Annotated in this window: 16 protein-coding genes; 8 read left to right on the top strand and 8 right to left on the bottom strand. The window is 68.6% G+C overall.

The window, feature by feature from the left end; genetic code table 11:
• Window positions 1–64 precede the first annotated feature (64 nt).
• The 4 genes from L3N39_RS03155 (at window position 65) to L3N39_RS03140 (ending at window position 7,516) form a co-directional block, all read left to right on the top strand.
• Complete coding sequence (locus L3N39_RS03155) at window positions 65–1,810, top strand: potassium/proton antiporter (RefSeq protein ID WP_237255740.1); 1,746 nt, start codon at window positions 65–67, stop codon at window positions 1,808–1,810.
• Window positions 1,811–1,900: 90 nt separating this feature from the next.
• Entirely contained in the window at window positions 1,901–5,191 is a 3,291-nt protein-coding gene (gene mscK / locus L3N39_RS03150) for a mechanosensitive channel MscK (protein ID WP_237255739.1), read from the top strand.
• 75 nt (window positions 5,192–5,266) lie between these two features.
• Complete coding sequence (gene selO / locus L3N39_RS03145; protein ID WP_237255738.1) at window positions 5,267–6,727, top strand: protein adenylyltransferase SelO; 1,461 nt, start codon at window positions 5,267–5,269, stop codon at window positions 6,725–6,727.
• A 273-nt stretch (window positions 6,728–7,000) separates the two neighbouring features.
• Window positions 7,001–7,516, top strand: a complete 516-nt coding sequence (locus tag L3N39_RS03140) for an Hcp family type VI secretion system effector (protein ID WP_237255737.1) — start codon at window positions 7,001–7,003, stop codon at window positions 7,514–7,516.
• Window positions 7,517–7,571: 55 nt separating this feature from the next.
• On the opposite strand, the gene L3N39_RS03135 is transcribed toward L3N39_RS03140, so the two are convergent.
• From L3N39_RS03135 to L3N39_RS03115, 5 genes are all read right to left on the bottom strand, one after another.
• Window positions 7,572–8,756 (bottom strand): hybrid sensor histidine kinase/response regulator, encoded by a 1,185-nt coding sequence (locus L3N39_RS03135; protein ID WP_237255736.1) that lies wholly within the window; start codon window positions 8,754–8,756, stop codon window positions 7,572–7,574.
• A 3-nt stretch (window positions 8,757–8,759) separates the two neighbouring features.
• Window positions 8,760–9,362 carry a chemotaxis protein CheB gene (locus L3N39_RS03130; RefSeq protein WP_237255735.1) on the bottom strand — a complete coding sequence of 201 codons (603 nt, stop codon included), beginning with the start codon at window positions 9,360–9,362 and terminating at the stop codon, window positions 8,760–8,762.
• On the bottom strand, window positions 9,359–10,177 hold the full coding sequence (locus tag L3N39_RS03125; RefSeq protein WP_237255734.1) for a CheR family methyltransferase: 819 nt from the start codon (window positions 10,175–10,177) through the stop codon (window positions 9,359–9,361). Before L3N39_RS03125 ends, L3N39_RS03130 begins: the two co-directional genes overlap by 4 nt.
• Window position 10,178: 1 nt before the next feature.
• Window positions 10,179–13,691 carry a response regulator gene (locus tag L3N39_RS03120; protein WP_237255733.1) on the bottom strand — a complete coding sequence of 1,171 codons (3,513 nt, stop codon included), beginning with the start codon at window positions 13,689–13,691 and terminating at the stop codon, window positions 10,179–10,181.
• 253 nt (window positions 13,692–13,944) lie between these two features.
• Window positions 13,945–14,103, bottom strand: coding sequence for a YqaE/Pmp3 family membrane protein (locus tag L3N39_RS03115; RefSeq protein WP_237255732.1), 159 nt, complete (start codon window positions 14,101–14,103; stop codon window positions 13,945–13,947).
• 453 nt (window positions 14,104–14,556) lie between these two features.
• Here L3N39_RS03115 and L3N39_RS03110 point away from each other — a divergent pair, with 453 nt between their 5' ends.
• Window positions 14,557–15,054 carry an LEA/WHy family protein gene (locus L3N39_RS03110; protein ID WP_237255731.1) on the top strand — a complete coding sequence of 166 codons (498 nt, stop codon included), beginning with the start codon at window positions 14,557–14,559 and terminating at the stop codon, window positions 15,052–15,054.
• Between the two features lie 15 nt (window positions 15,055–15,069).
• On the opposite strand, the gene treF is transcribed toward L3N39_RS03110, so the two are convergent.
• Window positions 15,070–16,668, bottom strand: a complete 1,599-nt coding sequence (treF, locus tag L3N39_RS03105; protein ID WP_237255730.1) for an alpha,alpha-trehalase TreF — start codon at window positions 16,666–16,668, stop codon at window positions 15,070–15,072.
• Window positions 16,665–17,432 carry an SDR family NAD(P)-dependent oxidoreductase gene (locus L3N39_RS03100; RefSeq protein WP_237255729.1) on the bottom strand — a complete coding sequence of 256 codons (768 nt, stop codon included), beginning with the start codon at window positions 17,430–17,432 and terminating at the stop codon, window positions 16,665–16,667. The genes treF and L3N39_RS03100 overlap by 4 nt, the downstream gene beginning before the upstream one ends.
• A 204-nt stretch (window positions 17,433–17,636) precedes the next feature.
• Here L3N39_RS03100 and rarD point away from each other — a divergent pair, with 204 nt between their 5' ends.
• Window positions 17,637–18,536, top strand: a complete 900-nt coding sequence (rarD, locus tag L3N39_RS03095; protein ID WP_237255728.1) for an EamA family transporter RarD — start codon at window positions 17,637–17,639, stop codon at window positions 18,534–18,536.
• On the opposite strand, the gene L3N39_RS03090 is transcribed toward rarD, so the two are convergent.
• Window positions 18,514–19,032, bottom strand: a complete 519-nt coding sequence (locus L3N39_RS03090) for a glycine cleavage system transcriptional repressor (RefSeq protein WP_237255727.1) — start codon at window positions 19,030–19,032, stop codon at window positions 18,514–18,516. The two genes, rarD and L3N39_RS03090, sit on opposite strands and share 23 nt — an antisense overlap.
• 179 nt (window positions 19,033–19,211) lie before the next feature.
• On the opposite strand from L3N39_RS03090, the gene L3N39_RS03085 reads away from it, so the two are divergent.
• Both L3N39_RS03085 and L3N39_RS03080 read left to right on the top strand, forming a co-directional pair.
• On the top strand, window positions 19,212–21,392 hold the full coding sequence (locus L3N39_RS03085) for a malate synthase G (protein ID WP_237255726.1): 2,181 nt from the start codon (window positions 19,212–19,214) through the stop codon (window positions 21,390–21,392).
• 187 nt (window positions 21,393–21,579) lie between these two features.
• On the top strand, window positions 21,580–23,514 hold the full coding sequence (locus L3N39_RS03080; RefSeq protein ID WP_237255725.1) for a putative nucleotidyltransferase substrate binding domain-containing protein: 1,935 nt from the start codon (window positions 21,580–21,582) through the stop codon (window positions 23,512–23,514).
• Window positions 23,515–23,521: the final 7 nt, after the last annotated feature.

The following is a 23,521-nucleotide window of genomic DNA, read 5'->3' as shown; positions in this document are numbered from 1 at the left end:
GGCCCGTGCATTGCCAGTCGGTAGCATGGGATCGCGATTTGTACAGCCCCAACGGAGCGCGCATTTGGACGTCGGCAACATCAATCACCTGTTCTTCATCGGTGCCTTGTTGGTGGCGGCAAGCATCCTCATGAGTTCGCTCTCGGCCAGGCTCGGCGTGCCGATCCTGGTGATCTTCCTCGCGGTGGGCATGCTCGCCGGGGTCGACGGCGTCGGCGGCATCGCCTTCGGTGACTACCACCTGGCCTTCATCATCAGCAACCTGGCGCTGGCGGTGATCCTGCTCGACGGCGGCATGCGCACCCGCACCGCGACCTTCCGCGTCGCGCTCAAGCCGGCGTTCTCCCTCGCCACCCTGGGCGTCGCGATCACCTCGGGGCTGACCGGCCTGGCCGCGGCCTGGCTGTTCGACCTGCCGCTGCTGCAGGGCCTGTTGATCGGCGCCATCGTCGGCTCCACCGACGCCGCGGTGGTGTTCAACCTGCTCAATGGCAAGGGCCTGAACGAGCGGGTCGGCTCGACGCTGGAGATCGAATCGGGCAGCAACGACCCGATGGCGATGTTCCTCACCGTGGCGCTGATCGACATGCTGCTGGCCGGGCAGACCAGCTTCAGCTGGGACTTCCTGCTCAAGCTGGTCCAGCAGTTCGGCATCGGCACCCTGCTCGGCCTGGCCGGCGGCTGGCTGCTGCTGCAACTGATCAACCGGCTGTCGGTGGCCGACGGCCTCTATCCGCTGCTGGCAGTGGCCGGCGGGCTGATGATCTTCGCCTTCTCCAGCGCCATCGGCGGCAGCGGCATCCTGGCGATCTACGTCTGCGGCCTGCTGCTGGGCAACCGGCCGATCCGCAATCGCTCCGGCATCCTGCACATGTTCGACGGCCTGGCCTGGCTCAGCCAGATCGGCATGTTCCTCGTGCTCGGCCTGCTGCTGACCCCCAGCGAGCTGCTGCCGATCGCCCTCCCGGCGCTGGCGCTGTCGCTGTGGATGATCCTCGTCGCCCGCCCGCTGGCGGTGTTCCTCAGCCTGCTGCCGTTTCGCAGCTTCCACCTGCGCGAGCGGCTGTTCATTTCCTGGATCGGCCTGCGCGGCGCGGTGCCGGTGATCCTCGCGGTGTTCCCGCTGATGGCCGGGCTGGAAAACGCCCAGCTGTTCTTCAACGTGGCGTTCTTCATCGTGCTGGTCTCGCTGCTGCTGCAGGGTTCGACCCTGGCCTGGGCGGCCAAGCGCGCCAAGGTGGAGGTGCCGCCCTCGCCAATGCCGATCTCGCGCACCGGGCTGCAGGTGCATACCACCAGCCAGTGGGAAATGTTCATCTACCGCCTGAGCGCCAGCAAATGGTGTGTCGGCGCGGCCCTGCGCGAGCTGAAGATGCCGCCCGGCACGCGCATCGCCGCGCTGTTCCGCGGCAAGGAACTGCTGCACCCCTCGGGCAGCACGCGGCTGCAGGTCGATGACATCCTCTGCGTGATCGGCCACGACGAAGACCTGCCGGCGCTCGGCAAGCTGTTCAGCCAGGCGCCCAAGCGCGGCCAGGACATGCGCTTCTTCGGCGACTTCATCCTCGAGGGCGAGGCCGAGCTGGGCGCCCTGGCGGCGCTCTACGGGCTCGCCCTCGGCGAGGTCGACGGCAGCCAGCCGCTCGGCCGCTTCATGGCCGAGCGCATCGGCGGGCAGCCGGTGGTCGGCGACCAGATCGAGTGGAACGGCCTGACCTGGACGGTCGCGGCGATGGAGGGCGGCGAGGTGCGCAAGGTCGGCCTGCGCTTCCCCGAAGGCGAGAAACCGGGCCCGCAGCTGCTGTTCTGAGGCAGCGCGGCCGTCGTTGATCGCACGGGCTCGCGCTGCCCAATCGCAGCCCTTAGACTCAGCGCTCGTCCCGCCTTCCCGATGGTTTTCATGGCTCGCCTGCGCTCCTTCCTGCTGCCCCTGCTGCTTTCCCTGACCTGCGTCGCACCCGCCCTGCAGGCGCAGACCCTCGACACCCTGACCGGCAGCCAGCCGGGCGCCGAGGCCGAGAGCAAGCCGGCCCAGCCAAGCCTGGCCGACCAGGCCCGGCAGCAGCGCGAGCAGGCCGCGGCCAGCAGCCAGCAGCTCGAGGAACTGCGCCGCCAGCTGGCCGAGGCGCCGCGGCAGATCGAGACCGCCCAGCGCGACCTCGCCAAGCTCAAGGCCGGCCCCGGCGGCGACCCGGCGCAGCGCCAGGCCGGGCTCTCGGTGGAGGCCCTCGAACAGCGGCTGGCGCAGCGCCTGGGCGAACTTTCCGACTGGCAGAAGCAGCTGACCGAAGCCAACAGCCTGATCATCACCGCGCAGACCCGCCCCGAACGCGCGCAATCGCAGATCGCCAGCGCGCAGACGCGCATCCAGACCCTCAACGGCCAGCTCAAGGGCGGCCGCGAGAGCGGCAAGAGCCTCGGCGAGGAGCAGCGCGGCCTGATCGAGGCCGAGATCGCCGCGCTCACCGCGCAGATCGAGCTGCGCCGCCAGGAGCTGGCCGGCAACAGCCTGCTGCAGGACCTGGGCAAGGCACGCCGCGACCTGCTGGCCGAGCGCATCGCCCGCGCCGAACAGGAGACCCGCGCGCTGCAGGAGGCGATCAACGAGAAGCGCCGCGTCGAGTCGGAACAGACCGTCGCCGAACTGTCGGCCAAGGCCCAACTGGCCGGCTCGGACAAGCTGCTGGCCGCCGAGAGCGCGGAGAACCTCAAGCTGTCGGACTACCTGCTGCGCGCCACCGAGCGGCTGAACCGGCTCAACCAGCAGAACCTGCAGGCGCGCCAGCAGCTGGACATCCTCACCCAGAGCGACCAGGCGCTCGAAGAGCAGATCAGCGTGCTCGAAGGCAGCCTGCTGCTGTCCAAGATCCTCTACCAGCAGAAGCAGGCGCTGCCCAAGCTCGAGCTCGACAAGAACCTGGCCGACGAGATCGCCGACATCCGCCTCTACCAGTTCGAGCTCAACCAGCGCCGCGAGCAGGCCGGCAACCCCGCCGCCTACGTCGACACGCTGCTGGCCCAGCAGTCGGCCGAGGAGGCCACCCCCGAGTTGCGCAAGGCGCTGCTCGAGCTGGTCAACACCCGCAGCGAGCTGCTCGACCGGCTGAACCGCGAGCTCAACGAGCTGCTCAACGCCTCGATCACCCTGCAGCTCAACCAGAAGCAGCTGCAGGACACCGCCCGCACGCTGAGCGAGACCCTCGAAGAACAGATGTTCTGGATCCCGAGCAACAAGCCGCTGGACCTGGACTGGTTCGCCACCGCCGCGAAGCGCCTGCAGCTCCAGCTCGCCTCGCTGCCCTGGGGCGCGGCACTGAAGGAACTGGGCGCCGGACTCAAGGAGCGGCCGCTGTTCTTCCTGCCGCTGCTGCTGCTGATCGCCGCGCTGCTCTGGTGGCGCAGCCGGATCGACCGCAAGCTCAGCGCGCTGAGCAGCGACATCGGCCACTTCCGCCGCGACAGCCAGCTGCACACGCCGCTGGCGCTGCTGCTCAACCTGTCCCTGGCGCTGCCCGGCGCGCTGTTCCTCGCGCTGTGCGGCTACCTGCTGCAGATGGATGCGCGCGGGCAGAACTCGGTGCTCGGCGCCGCCCTGTTCGAGATGGCCCAGGCCTGGCTGGTGTTCTACACCGCCTACCGCATGCTCTCGCCGAACCGCGTGGCCGAGGTGCACTTCGGCTGGTCGCGCCCGCAGGTCGCCTTCCTGCGCGACGAAATGCGCCGCCTGGGCTTCATCGTGCTGGCGCTGGTCACCGTGGTCAGCGTGGCCGAGCACCAGCCGGCGCGCCTGGCCGACGACGTGCTCGGCATCGTCGTGGTGCTGGCCTGCTACGCGGCGATGAGCTGGCGCCTGACGCGCCTCTTGCTCAAGGGGCCGTCGAGCCAGAACGCCCCGCCCCTGCGCCTGTTCATCGGCCTGCTGTTCAGCATGCTGCCGCTGGCGCTGATCGTGGCGGTGGGCTTCGGCTACTACTACACGGCGCTGAAGCTGACCGACCGGCTGATCGACACGCTCTACCTGCTGATGATCTGGATAACCGTCGAGGCCACGCTGGTGCGCAGCCTGACCGTCGCCGCGCGCCGGCTGGCCTACAAGCGCGCCCTGGCCAAGCGGCAGAACCAGACCGAGGAACAGCAGGATACGGTCGAGGCCAGCGGCGAGCCCGGGCTGGACATCGAGCAGGTCAACCAGCAGTCGCTGCGCCTGACCCAGCTGACCATGTTCGGCCTGTTCCTGGTGGCGCTGTACTGGGTCTGGTCCGACCTGATCTCGGTGGTCTCCTACCTGGACAACATCACCCTCTACGAATACACCAGCGGCAGCGGCGAGACACTGACCACCTCGGCGATCAGCCTGAACAACCTGCTCGGCGCGCTGTTGATCGTCGGCATCACCGTGGCCCTGGCGCGCAACCTGCCCGGCCTGCTCGAGGTGCTGGTGCTGTCCAAGCTGCGCCTGGCGCAGGGCAGCGCCTACGCCACCACCACGCTGCTCTCCTACGCCCTGGCCGGGGTCGGCATCGTCACCACGCTGTCGACCCTCGGGGTCAGCTGGGACAAGCTGCAGTGGCTGGTCGCCGCGCTCTCGGTGGGCCTGGGCTTCGGCCTGCAGGAGATCTTCGCCAACTTCATCTCCGGCCTGATCATTCTCTTCGAACGCCCGGTGCGCATCGGCGACGTGGTCACCATCGGCAACCTGTCCGGCACGGTCAGCCGCATCCGCATCCGCGCCACCACCATCACCGACTTCGATCGCAAGGACATCATCGTGCCGAACAAGACCTTCATCACCGGGCAGCTGGTGAACTGGTCGCTGAGCGACACCGTGACCCGGGTGACCATCAAGGTCGGCGTGTCCTACGGCTCGGACCTGGAGCAGGTGCGCCGGCTGCTGCTGCAGGCCGCCGCCGACAACCCGCGCGTGCTCAAGGACCCGGAGCCGCAGGTGTTCTTCCTCAACTTCGGCGAGAGCACCCTGGACCACGAGCTGCGCGTGCACGTGCGCGACCTGGGCGACCGCAACCCGACGATCGACGAGGTCAACCGCTTCATCGACCGCCAGTTCAACGCCGCCGGCATCGGCATCGCCTTCCGCCAGGTCGACGTGTTCCTCAAGAACCTCGCCGGCTTCCAGGTCCAGCTGACCGGCAAGCCGAGCCAGCAGCAGCCCGGCGCCGCCGATCCCGCCTGAGGAACACCGGGCCTGGGCTACTCTCCAAGACAAGACTGGCCCTGCCGCCGGCGGGGCCCCACAGCGGAGCCGCGCGTGAGAACCCTGACCGAACTCGCCTTCGACAACCGCTTCGCCCGCCTCGGCGATGTGTTTTCCACGGCGATCGAGCCGCAACCGCTGGACGACCCGCAACTGGTGGTCGCCAGCCCCGCGGCCATGGCCCTGCTCGACCTGCCGCCGAGCGAGGCCGACGAGCCGCTGTTCACCCAACTGTTCTCCGGGCACAAGATCTGGGCCACCGCCGAGCCACGCGCGATGGTCTATTCCGGCCACCAGTTCGGCGCCTACAACCCGCAGCTCGGCGATGGCCGCGGCCTGCTGCTCGGCGAGGTGCGCAACGAGGCCGGCCAGTACTGGGACCTGCACCTCAAGGGCGCCGGGCTGACGCCCTACTCGCGCATGGGCGACGGTCGCGCGGTGCTGCGCTCGTCGATCCGCGAATTCCTCGCCAGCGAGCACCTGCATGCGCTGGGCATTCCCAGCAGCCGGGCGCTGTGCGTGACCGCCTCGAGCACCACCGTCTACCGCGAGCGCCCCGAGCGCGGCGCCATGCTGCTGCGCCTGGCGCCGAGCCACGTGCGCTTCGGCCACTTCGAGTTCTTCTACTACACGCGCCAGCACGAGGCCCTGCGCCAGCTGCTCGACCATGTGATCGGCGCGCACTTCGCCGAATGCCTGGAGCACCCCGAGCCCTACCGGGCGTTCTTTCGCGAGGTGCTCGAGCGCACCGCCAGCCTGATCGCCCACTGGCAGGCCTACGGCTTCTGCCACGGGGTGATGAACACCGACAACATGTCGATCCTGGGCATCACCTTCGATTTCGGCCCCTATGCCTTTCTCGACGACTTCGACGCCCGCCTGATCTGCAACCACTCCGACGACAGCGGGCGCTATTCCTTCGAGAACCAGGTGCCGATCGCACACTGGAACCTCGCCGCCCTGGCCCAGGCGCTGACGCCCTTCGTCGCGGTGGAGGCGCTGCAGGAGACCCTGGCGCTGTTCCTGCCGCTGTACCAGGCGCAGTGGCTGGACCTGATGCGCCGCCGCCTGGGCCTGACCCGCGCCGAGGACGGCGACCAGGCGCTGGTGCAGCGCCTGCTCGGGCTGATGCAGGAAAGCGCGGTGGACTACACCGGTTTCTTCCGCGAACTCGGCGAGCGCGCCCCGGGCGAAGCGCTGGCGCGGCTGCGCGAGGACTTCGTCGACCTGGCCGGCTTCGACCGCTGGGCCGCCGACTACCAGGCGCGGGTCGCGGCGGAGGCTGGCGAGCAGGCCGCGCGGCGCGCGCGCATGCACGCGGTGAACCCGCGCTACATCCTGCGCAACTACCTGGCCCAGCAGGTCATCGAGGCCGCCGAGCGCGGCGACTACGCGCCGGTGCGCGAGCTGCACGCGGTGCTCTCGCGGCCGTTCGACGAGCAGCCCGGGCGCGAACGCTACGCCGAGCGCCCGCCCGAGTGGGGCAAGCACCTGGCGATCAGCTGCTCGTCGTAGCTGCGCCAGGCGCTGCGCAGCCGGGCCGACGCGGGGCCTGCCCCAGACGCCACGGCCCGCATGAACCGCGGCCTGCAGCCGGGCTGCGCAGCTTTCCGCCGGGGCTGCGCAAGGTCTTGCACAGCGGCCCGCGTGCTGGCGCACAAGGTTCCGTCGCGCGGCTCACGCCATCCAGCCAACTTATTGATAAAAAATGATTTTCCCGAACAGGCACGGGACTTGATTGAGCCGCCCCGCCATATCCGGCAGCTACTCAAGCGCAAGGAGCGCATCATGCCAACACCCGCATACCTGTCACTGGAAGGCACCAAGCAGGGCCTGATCACCGCCGGCACCTTTACCGAGGATTCGGTCGGCAACATCTTCCAGGAAGGCCACGAGGACCAGATCCTGGTGCAGGCCTTCCAGCACCAGGTCATCATCCCGCGCGACCCGCAGTCCGGCCAGCCCACCGGCCAGCGGGTGCACAAGCCGCTGATGATCACCAAGGTGTTCGACAAGTCGTCGCCGCTGATCTTCAACGCCCTGACTTCCGGCGAGCGCCTGAACAAGTGCCGCCTGGAGTGGTACCGCACCTCGGCCACCGGCACCCAGGAACACTACTTCACCATCGAGCTGGAAGACGCGGTGATCGTCGACGTGCAGTCGCGCATGCCCAATTGCCAGGACCCGAACATGGCGCACTTCACCCACCTGGAAGACGTCTACTTCACCTACCGCAAGATCGTCTGGACCCACGAAGTGTCCGGCACCTCCGGTTCCGACGACTGGCGCGCGCCGATCGTCTGAACCGTCGCCGCCGGCCCTGCGCCGGCGGCCCTGCCCCGCCCTGCTGCCGCGCCCTTTAGAGCGGCAGGGTCACCTTGAACAGCGCCCCGCGGCCTTCCTCGCTCTCGACCTGGATGCGGCCGTTGTGCGCCTTGACGATCTGCTCGGCGATATACAGCCCCAGGCCCAGGCCGGCGCTGCATTCGCTGCCCTCGGCGCGCTCGAACTGCTGGAAGATGCGCGAGAGGTTCTTCGCGCTGATGCCGATGCCGTGGTCCTGCACCTGGATGCAGGCGCCGTCCACCTCGCGCGACACCGTCACCTGCACCGGCTGGCCGGCACCGTAGCGCATGGCGTTGGTCAGCAGGTTGGCCACCACCTGCTCGATGCGGAAGGCATCCCAGGTGCCGACGATCGGCTCGCACTGCTGGTAGTGCAGCGCACAGCCCTTGGCCTCCATCTGCGGGGCGAAGCTCTCCACCACGTTGCCGACCAGCCGCACCAGGTCGACCTGGCTCGGCCGGATCGACAGCTTGCCGGTGCGGATGCGCGACACGTCGAGCATGTCGTCGATCAGGCGGATCAGGCTCTGCACCTGGCGCTCGTCCTTGTCGACCATGCCGCGCAGGCGTTCCTCGCTGAAGGCACCGAGGTTGTGCCGGGCCAGCTGCATCTTGCGCAGCTGCACCTCGAGGATCAGCGTGTTGAGCGGCGTCTTCAGCTCGTGCGAGACGATCGACATGAAGTCGTCGCGCATGCGGATGGCGCTTTCCAGCTCGGCCTGGGTGCTGCGCAGCTCGTCGAGCAACAGCTCCTGCTCGCGGCGGCTCGCCTCCAGCGCCTCGAGCTGGCGCGAGAGCGCCTTGCGGCTGCGGTACAGATCGACGAAGACGTTGACCTTGCTGCGCACCGCATGGGCGTCCAGCGGCTTGTGCAGGAAGTCCACCGCACCGCTCTCGTAGCCCTTGAACGCGTAGTTCAGCTCGCGCCCGGCGGCGCTGACGAAGACGATGGGGATCTGCTTGGTGCGCTCGGTGCCGCGCATCATCTCGGCCAGCTGGAAGCCGTCCATGCCGGGCATCTGCACGTCGAGGATGGCCAGGGCGAATTCGTGCTGCAGCAGCAGTTCGAGCGCCTGCTCGGCGGATTCGGCCTGGTGCACGCGGATGCCCGGCATCTGCAGCAGGGCGCCCAGCGCCAGCAGGTTCTCCGGCAGGTCGTCGACGATCAGCAGGTTCGCCTCAACGGTCTGGTCGGGCATCGGTCACTCCAGTTCGCGCAACAGCCGGTGGATGTTGCGCAGGGGCAAGATATGGTCCGGCGCAAAGCGCTGGAGTGCGGCACGAGGCATGGTGTCCACCTCCGCCTCGGCGGGGTCCTGGACGATGGTCAGGCCCCCGGCACGATGAATCGCCTCGAGGCCGGCCGCGCCATCCTCGTTGGCGCCGGTCAGCAGGATGCCGGCGACGGCCGGCCCCAAGGCATCAGCCGCCGACTCGAACAGCACATCGATCGACGGACGGGAAAAATGCACGGCTTCGTCCTGGCTCAGCGAGAGGCTGCGGTCGCCTTCGAGCAACAGATGATAGCCGGGCGCGGCAAAATACAGCGTCGCCGGCTGCAGCGCTTCCTTGTCGTCGGCTTCCTTGACCCGCAGCGCGGTCTTGCGGCCGAAGATCTCCGCCAGCTGGGTCGGCATGTCCGCCGGCACGTGCTGGACGACCAGCAACGGCAACGGGAAGGCCGCGCCCAGGCCGTCGACCAACAGGCTCAGCGCGCCCAGGCCGCCGGCGGAGGTGCCGATAACCACGGCTTCGAGCGGCGGCTGGCGGCCAGCGAGCGAAGCGCCTGCAAGTTCGCGGTTCATAGCTTGCGGAAGATCCGTTCCTGCTTGTCGAAGGGCTCGTAGAGGCTGGCATAGCCGGAGAACTCCACCGTCTCCTTGCTGCCCAGGCCGAGGAAGCCGCGGTGGCACAGCGACTCGTGGAACAGCCCGAAGGCCCGGTCCTGCAGCGGCTTGTTGAAGTAGATCAGCACGTTGCGGCAGGAGATCAGCTGCGTCTCGGAGAACACGCTGTCGGTCGCCAGGCTGTGGTCGGCGAAGGTGACGTTGTCCTTCAGGCTCTTGTCCATGATCGCCGAGTCGTAGGCCGCGGTGTAGTAGTCGGCCAGGCTGCCCTTGCCGCCGGCGCGCCGGTAGTTCTCGCTGTACTGGCGCAGGTGCTCGATGGCGAAGATGCCCTGGCGCGCGCGCTCCAGCGAGCGCGGGTTGATGTCGGTGGCATAGATGATGGTGCGTTCGAGCAGGCCTTCCTCGCGCAGCAGGATGGCCAGCGAGTAGACCTCCTCGCCGGTGCTGCAGCCGGCGATCCATACCTTGAGCGACGGGTAGGTGCGCAGCAGCGGCACCACCTGCTGGCGCAGGGCGAGGAAGTAGCCGGGGTCGCGGAACATCTCGCTGACCGGGATCGTCAGGTACTGCAGCAGCTCCATGAACGCCGCCGCATCGTAGAGGATGCGCCGCTGCAGCGCCGAAACGTTGTCGCAGCGCATCTGCTGCAGCGCCAGCAGCACCCGGCGCTTCATCGAGGCGGGCGAGTACTCGCGGAAGTCGTAGCTGTACTTGAGGTAGATCGCCTCGATCAGCAACTTGAGCTCGATCTCCAGGTTGCGGTCGGCCATCTCAGAGCAGCTCCACCTTGGGCAGCCAGACGCGGATCAGCGAGAACAGCCGGTCAAGGTCGATCGGCTTGGCCAGGTAGTCGTTGGCGCCCGCGCGCAGGCAGCGGTCCTGGTCGTCCTTCATCGCCTTGGCGGTCACCGCGATGATCGGCAGCTTGGCGAAGCGCGGCTCCCGGCGGATCGCCTCGGTCGCGGCGAAGCCGTCCATCTCCGGCATCATGATATCCATCAGCACCAGGTCGATGGCGCTGTCGGCGTGCAGCTTGTCGATCGCCTCGCGGCCGTTGCGGGCGATCTCCACCAGCGCGCCCTTGTGCTCCAGGGCACTGGTCAGGGCGAAGATGTTGCGCACATCGTCGTCGACCACCAGCAGCTTGCGCCCTTCGAAGGCCTTCTCGCGGCTGCGCGCGCTTTTCAGCATGCGCTGGCGCTCGGGCGGCATGTCCGACTCGACCTTGTGCAGGAACAGGGTGACCTCGTCGAGCAGGCGCTCGGGCGAGCGCGCGCCCTTGATGATGATCGAGCGCGAGTACTTGAGCAGCGCCGCTTCCTCGTCGCGGGTCAGGTTGCGCCCGGTGTAGACGATCACCGGCGGGAACGAGCAGATCTCCTCGCGGGCCATGCGCTCGAGCAGCTCGCTGCCGTCCATGTCGGGCAGCTTGAGGTCGATGATCATGCAGTCGAACAGCGTGTCGCGCAGCATCTCCAGCGCCTGCGCGCCGTACTCCACCGCGGTGATCTCGATGTCGACGTCCTCGATCAGCCGCGCGACGCTGTCGCGCTGGCGGGCATCGTCCTCGACCAGGAGGATGCGCTTGACCTTCTGCGACAGCTTGGCCTCCAGGCGCGCGAACACCTCCTTCAGCTCGTCGCGGCTGGTGGGTTTGAGCGCATAGCCGACGGCGCCCATCTGCAGTGCGGTTTCCTTGCGATCCTCCACCGACACCACGTGCACCGGGATGTGTCGCGTCGCCGGGTTCTCCTTCAGGCGCTCGAGCACGGTGAGGCCGGAATGGTCCGGCAGGCGCATGTCGAGCAGGATCGCGTCGGGACGATACTGGCTGGCGACTTCGAAACCGGCATCGGCGCTCTGCGCGATCAGGCAGCTGTAGCCGAGCTCATGGGCCAGGTCGCGCAGGATGCCGGCGAACTGTGGCTCGTCCTCGATGATCAGTACCGCGCGACCGGCGAACGGGTAGGCGGCGCGGTCATCGGCGACGGCCTCGACGACCGCCGGCGCAGGCTCGCGCGAGACTGGCGCGGGCGGCGCAGCAGGCATCGGCGCGACCGGCGGCAGGGGCAGCGCCGCCAGCGGTTCGGCCGCTGCCAGCGGCGCCACGGCAGCCGCCGCCGGCGCCTGGTACTGCGCCGGCAGCACCAGGGTGAAGACGCTGCCGGCGCCCGGCTGGCTCTGCACGCTGATCGAGCCGCCGAGCAGTTGTGCCAGCTCGCGGGAGATCGACAGGCCGAGGCCGGTGCCGCCGTAGCGGCGGTTGGTGGTGCCGTCGGCCTGGCGGAACGCCTCGAAGATCGCGCCCTGCTGCTCGGCCGGAATGCCGATGCCGGTATCGCTGACGGCAAATGCCACGCGGCCGTCGTCCAGCGGCGCGATGCGCAGCCGGACCTGGCCGTGCTCGGTGAACTTGAAGGCGTTGGCCAAGAGGTTCTTGAGGATCTGCTCCAGGCGCTGGCGGTCGGTGTAGAGGCTGTCCGGCAGGCCCTCGGCCAGTTCGATGTCGAACTGCAGCGATTTCTCCAGCGCCTGGGCGAGGAACAGCCCGCGCAGGCCGTCGGCCAGGCGCGGCAGCAGGGTCAGCTCGGGGTGCACATCGAGCTTGCCGGCCTCGACCTTGGCGATGTCGAGGATGTCGTTGATCAGCGTCAGCAGATCGTTGCCGGCCGAGTAGATCGAGCGGGCGAACTGCACCTGGTCGGCGCTGAGATTGCCCTCGGGGTTGTCGGCCAGCAGCTTGGCGAGGATCAGCGAGCTGTTCAGCGGCGTGCGCAGCTCGTGGGACATGTTGGCGAGGAACTCGGACTTGTAGCGGCTGGCGCGCTGCAGTTCCTCGGCGCGCTCTTCGAGCAGCAGCTGGACCTCGCGCAGGCGGCCGTTCTTCTCGTCCATCTCGTCGCGCTGGCGGGCCAGGGCCTCGGCCTGCTCGGCGAGCTGTTCGTTGGTCTGCTCGAGCTCGGCCTGCTGCTCCTCGAGGTGGGTCTGCGACTCGCGCAACGCGCTGGACTGCTCCTCCAGTTCCTCGTTGGCCGCACGCAGTTCCTCCTGCTGCACCTGCAGCTCCTCGTTCAGCTGCTGGGTCTCGGCCAGGGCCTTCTGCAGGCGCTGGCGGTAGCGTGCGGCCTCGATCGCCGAGCCGATGCTGGCGCCGATGCGCCGCAGCAGCTCGCAGTCCTCGTCGCGCAGCGGGCGCAGGAAGCCCAGCTCGATCACCGCGTTGAGCATGCCGCTGTCCTCCACCGGCACGATCAGCAGCGAGCGCGGCGGCGTGGCGCCCAGCGCCGAGCTGACCTTGAGGTAGTCCTCGGGCAGCTGCTGCAGGGCCATCGGCCGGCGCTCCAGGGCCACCTGGCCGACCAGCCCGACGCCCAGCTCGAGGACCCGGTCGCGCTCCAGCCGGTCGCTGTCGTAGGCGAACTCGGCGACGCGCTGCAGCTTGCCATCCTGCATCACGTAGAGCGCGCCGACCGCCACTTCCAGGTAGCGCGACAGGAAGCTGAGGATGCCCTGGCCCAGCGCCGACAGGGTCAGCTCGCCGATGATCGCGTCGCTGAGCTGCGACTGGCCGGTGCGGTACCAGGCCTGTTTCTCCAGGTCGGCGGCGTGGGCCTTCTGCCGTGCCAGCGACGCGGCGTAGGTGGACGACAGGGACATCAGGTCGCGGCGCCCGGAATACACCAGCAGGCCGCTGAAGATCAGGCTGAACAGCAGGAAGCCGCCGATCAGCGCGGTGGTGATCATCTCGCTGATGTCGGTGCGGTCGGCGCGCACCTGCCGCTCGTAGGCGATGAAGTCGTTGAGCAGGCGGCGCTGCTCTTCCTTCAGCTCCAGGCCACGCTTGCTCTGCACCTGCTCGACGATCGGCAGGTTCTGGTTGCGCCGGGCGATCATCTGCTCGGCGAAGTCCAGCCATTGGCCGTGCAGCATGGCGATGCGCTCGACGCGCTCGAGCTGCTGGGGATCCTCGGACGAGTACTCGCGCAAGTGTGCGAGCTGCTCGCGGAACTCCGGCAGCTCGCGCTGGTAGGGCTCGAGGAAGACCGCCTCGCCGGCGATCAGGTAGCCGCGCATGGAGGCTTCGATGTCGTTGAGCATCTTCTGCGCCTCGTGGGCGAAGGCCACGCCCTGCACCGAGCGCTCGACCCAGTGGCCGATGGTGAGCAGGTAGTAGACGATGGCGCAGAAGAAGAACGCGCTGAGGAAGCCGAAGCCCAGCGGCACGGTCACGTTGCGGTTGAGGATGCGCTTGAAGTGGTTCTGGTCGACGAAGGAATCGCTCATCTGGTTTCCTTTCCGGCTGCCACGTCACCGGCGGATGCCACCGCACCCGCCGCCGCGCACCTGCGCGGTCATGGCGCTCCGTTTTACCGGCCTGTTCTTGAGTGTCGCGCGCGTGTTTGGTTCCGCGGCGAATCGCCGGACTTTACACGGCCGTCGAGGCGCGCACAAAAGCGCCTGCCCGGCGGGCATCGGCGCTTGCGCGAGGGCAACGGAAGGTCGCGTCCGGCCGCGGGAGCCGGCACGCGCGGGACGCTCAGCGGCGGGCGATCACCCAGACCGCGTGGATGATGCCGGGCAGGTAGCCGAGCAGGGTCAGCAGGATATTCAGCCAGAAGGCGCCGGCGAAGCCGACCTGCAGGAAGACCCCCAGCGGCGGCAGCAGTATGGCGATGATGATGCGGATCAGATCCATCGAAATCTCCGTCAGCTCTGGTCGGCTCGCACGCGGAGCCTGCGCAGCAGTCGACCCGCCGGCCGCGGCCGGGGTTCCGCTGGGCTGAGGGCGTGCGCGGGAGAAAACGGCGACCGCCACCGATGGGCGGCGGTCGTCATGGCGTGACGGCCGTATGGGCCGCCCGTGCGTCAGCGACGCAGGTCGTGGGCACCAATCGACCGCGGTTAGGGGTCGATCCAGGGGCGCGTTGCCGGCGCCTTGTGGGCATCCGGCAACGCCAGGCGGGCCTGGCCTGCGCACTGTCCCAGAGCGCGCCACCGCCGGCCATTGGCGGAAAGTCGCAGCCGCCGCCCATGCCCGGAGCACTGGCACGGCAGCGGGCAGTCGAAGCCTGGGCCACGCGCCGGCCGGTGGCCTGGTCGGGCGGCCGGCTCGACTATGCTTGTGCGTCCCTGGTTTCGAGGAATCCCCATGCCGTCGCTCACCTTCCGCCTGGCCGGCCGGCTACTGGCGCTGCTGCTGGCGCTCTCGCTCGCGGGCTGCGCCGCCTTCTCCACGCGCGACCCGCTCAACGTGCAGGTCGCCGGCATCGAGCCGCTGCCGGGCGAGGGGTTGGAGCTGCGCCTGCTGGTCAAGCTGCGCCTGCAGAACCCCAATACCACGCCGATCGACTACCACGGCGTGGCGCTGTCGCTGGACGTCAACGGCCGCCGCCTGGCCAGTGGCGTCAGCGACCGCCAGGGCACGGTGCCGCGCTTCGGCGAGGCGCTGCTGCAGGTGCCGGTGAGCATCTCGGCGTTCTCGGTGGCCCGCCAGGCGCTGGGGCTGGCCGAGCACAGCGGCATGGACGCAGTGCCCTACGTGCTACGCGGCAAGCTGGCCGGCGGCCTGTTCGGCACCCAGCGCTTCGTCGACAAGGGCACGCTGGACCTGTCGCCGCTGGCCGACAGCCCGTACCGCCGGCCCTGACGCCGACCGCGCCGTTCAGCAGCCGGGCTTGCCCATGTGGCAGCGATTGGCGCGGTGGCTGGGATCTTCCTGCATCAGCTTGCGGGTGACGCCGTTGGTCCAGCCGAAGCCGTCCTGCAGCCGGTATTCGCCGCCACCGGCGTGCTCGGTGCAGGGCCGCAGCACGTATTTCTCCAGCAGCCGGCCCTCGCGCTCGAACAGGTAGCTGACGATCGCCAGCCAGCGCCGCTCGATCTCCAGCGCCAGGCCGTCGTGGCCGTAGTGCTGTAGGCCGCGGATGGCCATCCACTGCAGCGGCGCCCAGCCGTTGGGGCAGTCCCACTGCTCGCCGCTGCCGTACACCTCGGTGGTCCGCAGGCCGCCGGGCGCCAGCAGGCGGCTGCGCGCCAGCGCAGCGACGCCCTCGGCCTGCGCGGCATCGGCCAGGCCGACGAACAGCGGCACCAGGGTGGCGGCAGTGAGGTTGTCGCGCGGCTGGCGGCGCGCCCAGTCGTAGTCGAAGTAGGCGCCGAGCGCCGGGTTCCACAGGTGGCGGTCCATTGCCTGGCGCCGCGCCCGGGCCTTGTCGGCGAAGGTCTCGGCGCAGCCACGCAGGCCGCGCACCTCGCTGAGCCGGGCGATCTGCAGCTCCAGCTTGTAGAGGAAGCTGTTGAGGTCCACCGGCAGGATGCTGGTGGTGCGGATGCTCGACAGCCGGTGCGGGTCATCCAGCCAGCGTGAGGAGAAGTCCCAGCCCGACTCGGCGCCGGCGCGCAGGTCGCGGTACACCTCGTAGGCCGGTCGCCCGGCGTGGCGCGCGGTCTCGACATCCTCGCGGTAGGCCTCCTCGCGCGGCGTGTCGCGCTCGTCCCAGTAGCGGTTGAGCAGGCTGCCGTCGACCAGGCGCACGCAGCGCCGGTGCGCCTCGCCCGGCTGCAGGCCGTCGCCGCCGCTCATCCAGAACGCATGCTCCTTGCGCAGCTGCGGCAGGTAGTCGCTGGCGCGGTGGACCCCGGTTTCCTCGAACAGGTCGGTCATCAGGGCGAACACCGGCGGCTGCGAGCGGCCCAGGTAGTAGGTGCGGTTGCCGTTGGGGATATGCCCGTAGGTGTCGATCAGGTAGGCGAAGTTGTCCGCCATGGCGCGCAGCAGCTCGCAATGGCCGCTCTCGTCCAGGCCGAGCATGGTGAAGTAGGAATCCCAGTAGTACAGCTCGGTGAAGCGCCCGCCCGGCACCACGTAGTCGAAGGGCAGCGGCAGCAGCGACGAGTACGGCGGATGCTCGCGCGGGTGACGGGTGAGCACCGGCCACAGGCGGTCGATGTGCCGCGCCAGGCTGTCGTCGGGGTTGGCGACGAAGGCCTGGCGCGGCAGTTCGTAGTGGCTGAAGTGCTCGGCGACGAAGCGCGCCAGGTCGAAGCCCGGCGTGTCGACACGGCGACGGTAGTCCTCGAGGATTTCCTCCGGATGGCGCAGCGGCGCGCAGTCGACGAAGGTCTTGCTGTCGTCGAACACCTTGTGCATCTGCACGGCGACGAACAGCTCCTGGTAGCGCTCGGCCGGCGACAGGGTATCGGCGACCGAGACGCGCGAAAGGTCATGGACGAACGCATGGCACGGGTCGACTTCGCTCATTGCTCGCTGTAGTTCCATAGCAGGCCGCCATCGATCACCAGTGTAGTCCCGGTGATGTAGTCGGCCTCCGGCGAGGCGAGAAAGACCACCGCGCCGGCCACGTCGCGCGGCTGGCCGAGGCGGCGCGCGGGAATCTGCTCCAGCAGCCGGTCGAGCTTGCCCGGCTGCTGCATCAGCTCGCGGTTGATCGGCGTCTCGATGGCGCCCGGCGCGACGTTGTTGACGGTGATGCCCAGCGGGGCCAGCTCGATGGCCAGGTTGCGCATGAGCATCTTCAGCCCGCCCTTGCTGGCGCAGTAACTGGCGAAATTCGGGTGCGGCAGGTCCTCGTGCACCGAGCTGTTGTTGATGATGCGCCCGCCGTGGCCGGCGTCGCGCAGATGGCGGGCGAAGGCCTGGGCCAGGAAGAACGGCCCGCGCAGGTTGACCGCCAGCACCTGATCGAAGTCCGCCTCGCTGGCGTCGAGGAAGGGCGCGTGCTTCTGGATGCCGGCGTTGTTGACCAGAATGTCGAGCCGGCCCATCTGCGCGACGGCCTCGCGCACCAGGCGCCGGCACTGCCCGGCATCGGCCACGTCGGCGGCCAGGATGCAGGCGCGGCGGCCTTCGGCGCGCACCAGCGCAGCGCTCTCGCGGGCATCCTCGTCGGCCTCGCGGCCATTGATGATCACATCGGCACCGGCGCGGGCCAGGCGCAGTGCGATGCCGCGGCCGATGCCCTGGGTGCTGCCGGTCACCAGCGCGACCTTGTTCTCGAGTCTCATGCTCACCTCCGCACAGGTCCGGCGCCGCACGCGGCGGTCGCCATGCAGGTGAGACGAATGCCCCGCCGCCGGCGTTCCGTCGGCCGCTTCCGGGCACTATTCCAGGGTGTTTCGACGGGGCCGGCGGCGCTCTATCCGGCGCTTCCTAGGCCTGCGACAAAAGCGCACAATGAGCGGCTTTCCTGCCGCCCGAGAAGGCTCTCAATGGCAACCGCCGACCTGCGCAAAGGCTACCTGCTGGGGCTCGTCACCTTCGGCATCTGGGGCATGTTCCCGCTCTACTTCAAGTCCATCGAACGCTTCGCCGCGCTGGAGATCGTCACCCAGCGGGCGATCTGGTCGGCGCTGTTCGGCACCCTGGTGCTGCTGGTCTGGCGCCACCCCGGCTGGCTGCGCGAACTGCTCGCGCACCCGCGGCGCATCGGCGTGCTGGCGATCTCCAGCCTGCTGATCGCGAGCAACTGGCTGATCTACGTGTGGGCGGTCAACCACGGCCACATGGTCGAGGCCAGCCTGGGCTACTACATCAACCCGCTGGTCAACGTGCTGCTGGGGCTGGTGATCCTGCGCGAGCGGCTGCGCCCGCTGCAGTGGCTGGCGGTGGGGCTGGCGGCGACCGGCGTCTGCCTGCAGCTGCTGCGCCTGGGCGAGTTCCCCTGGGTCTCGATGGCGCTGGCGCTGAGCTTCGGCACCTACGGCCTGCTGCGCAAGCAGGCGCCGGTGGCGGCGCTGCCCGGGCTGGTGGTCGAGACCTGGCTGCTGCTGCCGGTCGCGCTGGTCTGGCTGTTCTTCTTTGGCAGCGGCGCGAGCACCGAGCCGGAGCTGTGGCGCACCCCCGAGGCGCTCTGGCTGGTGGCCGCCGGGCCGGTGACGCTGGTGCCGCTGCTGTGCTTCAACGCCGCGGCGCGCCACCTGCCCTACTCGACCCTGGGCTTCTTGCAGTACATCACCCCGACGCTGCTGCTGATCCTCGCCGTGCAGCTGTTCGACGAGCCCTTCCCGGCCGAGCGGCAGATGGCGTTCTTCTTCATCTGGACCGGGCTGGCGATCTATAGCATCGACACCTGGCGGCTGATGCGCGCTACTCGGCCGGTTGCAGGCTGAGCTCGACCATCAGGTCATCGGCCAGGGTCTCCAGGCGCTGCTGCAGCTGGTCCAGCGCCTGGCCCGGCGGCACCGCCAGCCGCGCATTGGCGTGGAACAGCAGCTCGCTGCTCATCGGCGCCGGCAGCACGTCGGTGTCCAGGCGCTCCAGGTTGACGCCGTGCTCGGCCAGCAGCCGGGTGATGTCACGCACGATACCGGGCCGGTCGTTGCCCACCAGCTCCAGGCGGATCTGTTGCCACTGCGCCTCCGGCTCCGCGCCGCTGGCGGCGAAGAGCACGCGGATGCCCTGGTCCTGCAAGCCCTGCAGCGCCTCGATCAGCCCGGCATGCGCCTGCTGCGGCACCGCCACGCGCAGGATGCCGGCGAACTGCCCGGCCATGCGCGACATGCGGCTTTCCAGCCAGTTGCCGCCGTGGCCGGCGATGCACTTGGCCAGTCGCTCGACGAGTCCGGGCTGATCCTGGGCGATCACGGTTAGCACGAGATGGTCCATCGAAGGCTCCTCTACGGAAAAATTGGGCCCCTTAGGTATAGCAGCCCAGAGCGGCGCGCTGGGAATCGGCTGCTACCGACGGCGGACTGCATTTTCCCGATGGCTCATGTAGTATCCGCCGACCCGGACTACAAGAAATTTCTGTCCGTTCTGGATACGAGAACCAAGTGAGGCGAGTAATGACTGAGCGCGTTCAAGTCGGTGGCCTGCAGGTCGCCAAAGTCCTGTACGACTTCGTGAACAACGAGGCGATCCCCGGTACCGGCGTCGATGCCGCCGCCTTCTGGGCCGGCGCCGACCGGGTCATCCATGACCTGGCGCCGAAGAACCGCGCGCTGCTCGCCAAGCGTGACGAACTGCAGGCCAAGATCGACGCCTGGCACCAGGCCCGCGCCGGCCAGGCCCACGATGCCGCGGCCTACAAGGCCTTCCTGCAGGAAATCGGCTACCTGCTGCCGGAAGCCGAAGACTTCCAGGCCAGCACCCAGAACGTCGACGAAGAGATCGCCAGCATGGCCGGCCCGCAGCTGGTGGTGCCGATCATGAACGCGCGCTTCGCGCTGAACGCCGCCAACGCCCGCTGGGGCTCGCTGTACGACGCCCTGTACGGCACCGACGCGATCTCCGAAGAAGACGGCGCGACCAAGGGCCCGGGCTACAACGAGATCCGTGGCAACAAGGTCATCGCCTACGCACGCGCCTTCCTCGACCAGGCCGCGCCGCTGGAAGCCGGCTCCCACGCCGACTCCACCGGCTACCGCATCGAAGCCGGCAAGCTGGTCGTCTCGCTGAAGGACGGCAGCACCAGCGGCCTGAAGAACCCGGCCCAGCTGCAGGGCTTCCAGGGCGAAGCCGGCGCACCGGTCGCCGTGCTGCTGAAGAACAACGGCATCCACTTCGAGATCCAGATCGACCCGGCCAGCCCGATCGGCCAGACCGACGCCGCCGGCGTGAAAGACATCCTGATGGAAGCGGCGCTGACCACCATCATGGACTGCGAAGACTCCATCGCCGCCGTCGACGCCGACGACAAGACCATCGTCTACCGCAACTGGCTCGGCCTGATGAAGGGCGACCTGGTCGAGGAGCTGGAAAAGGGCGGCAAGCGCATTACCCGCGCGATGAACCCGGACCGCGTCTACACCAAGGCCGACGGCCAGGGCGAGCTGACCCTGCATGGCCGCTCGCTGCTGTTCATCCGTAACGTCGGTCACCTGATGACCAACGATGCCATCCTCGACAAGGACGGCAACGAAGCGCCGGAAGGCATCCTCGACGGCCTGTTCACCAGCCTGATCGCCATCCACAGCCTCAACGGCAACACCAGCCGCAAGAACACCCGCACCGGCTCGGTCTACATCGTCAAGCCGAAGATGCACGGCCCGGAAGAAGTCGCCTTCGCCAGCGAGCTGTTCGGCCGCGTCGAGGACGTCCTCGGCCTGCCGCGCAACACCCTCAAGGTCGGCATCATGGACGAGGAGCGTCGTACCACGATCAACCTCAAGGCCTGCATCAAGGAAGCGCGCGAGCGCGTGGTGTTCATCAACACCGGCTTCCTCGACCGCACCGGCGACGAGATCCACACCTCCATGGAAGCCGGCCCGGTGGTGCGCAAGGCCGCCATGAAGGCCGAGAAGTGGATCAGCGCCTACGAGAACAACAACGTCGACGTGGGCCTGGCCTGCGGCCTGCAGGGCAAGGCCCAGATCGGCAAGGGCATGTGGGCCATGCCCGACCTGATGGCGGCGATGCTCGAGCAGAAGGTCGGCCATCCGCTGGCCGGCGCCAACACCGCCTGGGTCCCGTCGCCGACCGCCGCCACCCTGCACGCCATGCACTACCACAAGGTCGACGTGCAGGCGCGCCAGGCCGAGCTGGCCAAGCGCGAGAAGGCGTCCATCGACGACATCCTCACCCTGCCGCTGGCGCAGGACACCAACTGGAGCGAGGAAGAGAAGCGCAACGAGCTGGACAACAACTCGCAGGGCATCCTCGGCTACATGGTCCGCTGGGTCGAACAGGGCGTCGGCTGCTCCAAGGTGCCGGACATCAACGACATCGCACTGATGGAAGACCGCGCCACCCTGCGCATCTCCAGCCAGCACGTGGCCAACTGGATGCGCCACGGCGTGGTGACCCAGGAGCAGGTGGTCGAGAGCCTCAAGCGCATGGCCGCCGTGGTCGACCGGCAGAACGAGGGCGACCCACTGTATCGCCCGATGGCGCCGGACTTCGACAACAGCGTGGCCTTCCAGGCCGCCCTGGAGCTGGTCCTCGAAGGCACCAAGCAGCCCAATGGCTACACCGAGCCGGTCCTGCACCGCCGCCGCCGCGAGTTCAAGGCCAAGAACGGCCTGTAACCCGCCAAGCCCGCTGCACAAAGAACCGCCCTTCGGGGCGGTTTTTTCATGCCCGCCGGAAAATCCCCGCAGCCCGCACGGGCACTGACTCCGGTCAGCCTGGGCCGGCGCCGCGCTGACTAGACTTACGTCCAATGTGCCGGCAACCGGGCGCAGCCGAACATGAAACAAAAAGTGGAATAGCACCATGAGCAAAGCCGATGCTTTCGCCGAGGCAGGCAAGACCGCGGTCATGCAGAACATCCATGGCACCATGGAATTCCTGCGCAAGTTCCCGCCCTTCAACCAGATGGAAACGCCGCACCTGGCCTACCTGGTGGAGAACTGCGAGCTGCGCTTCTACGCCGAGGGCGACTGCATCGTTGCGCCGGAAGACGGCGTGGTCGAGCACTTCTACATCGTCAAGCAGGGCCGCGTGCACGGGCAGCGTCCGCATAGCGCCAAGCGCGGCACCGAGACCACCTTCGAGGTGACGGTCGGCGAATGCTTCCCCATGGCCGCGCTGATGGGCGAGCGCGCCACGCGTACCGCCCACCTGGCCGCCGAGGACACCTTCTGCCTGCTGCTCGGCAAGCCGGCGTTCGTCAAGCTGGTGTCGATCTCCAGCACCTTCCGCGACTTCGCCATGCGCGGCGTCAGCAGCCTGCTCGACCTGGTCAACCAGCAGGCCCAGATGCGCGCGGTGGAAAGCCTCGGCGAGCAGTATTCGCTGGAGACCACCCTCGGCGAGCTGGCGCTGCACCACCCGGTTTCCTGCCTGCCGTCCCTGCCGCTGGGCCAGGCGGTCGGCCTGATGCAGGCCGAGAACGTCGGCAGCATCGTCATCGTCGATGCCGAGCAGCACCCGCTGGGCATCTTCACCCTGCGCGACCTGCGCCGGGTGATCGGCACCCGCGAGGGCGACCTGGACAGCCCGATCTCGACCTTCATGACCCAGGCGCCATTCCACATGCCGCCGGAAGCCACCGCCTTCGATGCGGCCATCGCCATGACCGAGCGGCACATCGCCCATGTCTGCGTGGTGAAGAACGGCCTGCTCTGCGGGGTCATTTCCGAGCGCGACCTGTTCTCCCTGCAGCGTGTGGACCTGGTGCACCTGGCGCAGACCATCCGCCATGCCGACCGCGTCGAGTCGCTGGTGCTGATCCGCAACAACATCAAGCAGCTGGTGGACAACATGCTGGCCCACGGGGCCTCCTCCACGCAGATCACCCACATCATCACCCTGCTCAACGACCACACCGTGTGCCGGGTGATCGAGCTGGCCGTCCAGGAGCTGGGCGACCCGGGCATCGAGTTCACCTGGCTGTGCTTCGGCAGCGAAGGCCGCCGCGAGCAGACCCTGCACACCGACCAGGACAACGGCATCCTCTTCGAGGCGGCCGACGCCGCCGAGGCTGCGCTGATCCGCGGGCGGCTGCTGCCGCTGGCCGAGCGCATCAACCGCGACCTGGACACCTGCGGCTTCACCCTGTGCAAGGGCAACATCATGGCCGGCAACCCGGAACTGTGCCTGTCGCGCCAGGAGTGGGGCCGGCGCTTCAGCTCGTTCATCCGCGAGGCGACGCCGGAGAACCTGCTCAGCAGCACCATTTTCTTCGACCTGCGCGCGGTCTGGGGGCCGCAGGAAGGCTGCGAGCAGCTGCGCCAGGCGCTGCTCGACGAGATCGCCGACAACCGCCTGTTCCAGCGCATGATGGCCGAGAACGCCCTGCGCCACCGGCCGCCGGTGGGCCGCTTCCGCGACTTCGTGGTGGCTCGCAAGGGCGACGGCAAGGCCACGCTGGACCTCAAGGTGCAAGGCCTGACGCCCTTCGTCGACGGCGCCCGCCTGCTGGCGCTGGCCCATGGCATCGGCGAGTGCAACACCCTCGAGCGCCTGCGCCAGCTGGTCGACAAGCGAGTCATCGAGGCCAAGGACGGCGCCGCCTATGAGGAGGCCTATCACTTCATCCAGCAGACGCGCATGCAGCACCACCAGCAGCAGGCACGCGACGGAGCGCCCTATTCCAATCGCCTGGACCCAGATACGCTCAATGCGCTGGACCGCCGCATCCTGCGCGAGTCCTTCCGCCAGGCCCAGCGCCTGCAGGCAGGCCTGGCCCTGCGCTACCAGCTGTGAGTCGGCG

This window comes from Pseudomonas oligotrophica (assembly GCF_021726475.1).
Lineage (GTDB): Bacteria > Pseudomonadota > Gammaproteobacteria > Pseudomonadales > Pseudomonadaceae > Stutzerimonas > Stutzerimonas oligotrophica.
This window is presented reverse-complemented; position numbering and strand designations above follow the sequence as displayed.